Genomic DNA, 683 nt, shown 5'->3' on the forward strand with positions numbered 1-683 from the left:
CTGGTTCTGGCCCTGCTGGCCGGTATCGGTTTCTCCGCTGTTGCGCAAGAGCGCGTTTACCTGATCGACCAGCGTGACGTCGTCGCCAAGAGCGGCTTCGGTCTGTGCTGGCGCGATGGCTACTGGACCCCGGCTGCTGCGGCTGCCGACAAGGCCGGTTGCGAATGCGACAAGGACCTGCTGCCGAAAGAAACCTGCGAGCCGAAGACTGCCGCCGCTCCGGCGGGTGGCGCTGCCGCTCCGGCCGGCGTGAAGCCGACCGCTGAAAAGGTTACCGTCGCCGCCGACGCCCTGTTCGACTTCAACAAGGCTGTCCTGCGCTCGGAAGGCAAGGCCAAGCTCGACGACCTGGTCTCCAAGGCCAAGGCCATCAAGCTGGAAGTGATCCTGGCCGTCGGCCACACCGACCGCATCGGTTCCGACTCCTACAACCAGAAGCTGTCCGAGAAGCGCGCTGCCGCGGTCAAGGAATACCTGGTTGCCAAGGGCATCGAAGCCAACCGCGTCTACACCGAAGGCAAGGGCGAGAAGCAGCCGGTTACCGGCGACAAGTGCAAGGGCAATGCCAAGACCAAGGCCCTGATCGACTGCCTGCAGCCGGATCGCCGCGTCGACATCGAAGTCATCGGCACCAAGTAATCCGCCGTCGCTTCAACGAAAAGCCCCGCATAGCGGGGCTTTTT

The 683-nt window shown here is 63.8% G+C and carries 1 protein-coding gene; it reads left to right on the forward strand.

Annotation, left to right across the window (positions count from 1 at the left end; genetic code table 11):
• Positions 1-639: OmpA family protein (locus tag F1002_RS20845; RefSeq protein ID WP_370452218.1), on the forward strand; the 639-nt coding region annotated here is incomplete at its 5' end.
• Between the last annotated feature and the right edge of the window lie 44 nt (positions 640-683).

The sequence above is a fragment of the Dechloromonas sp. CZR5 genome (genome assembly GCF_008711155.1).
In the GTDB taxonomy this organism is placed as follows: domain Bacteria; phylum Pseudomonadota; class Gammaproteobacteria; order Burkholderiales; family Rhodocyclaceae; genus Azonexus.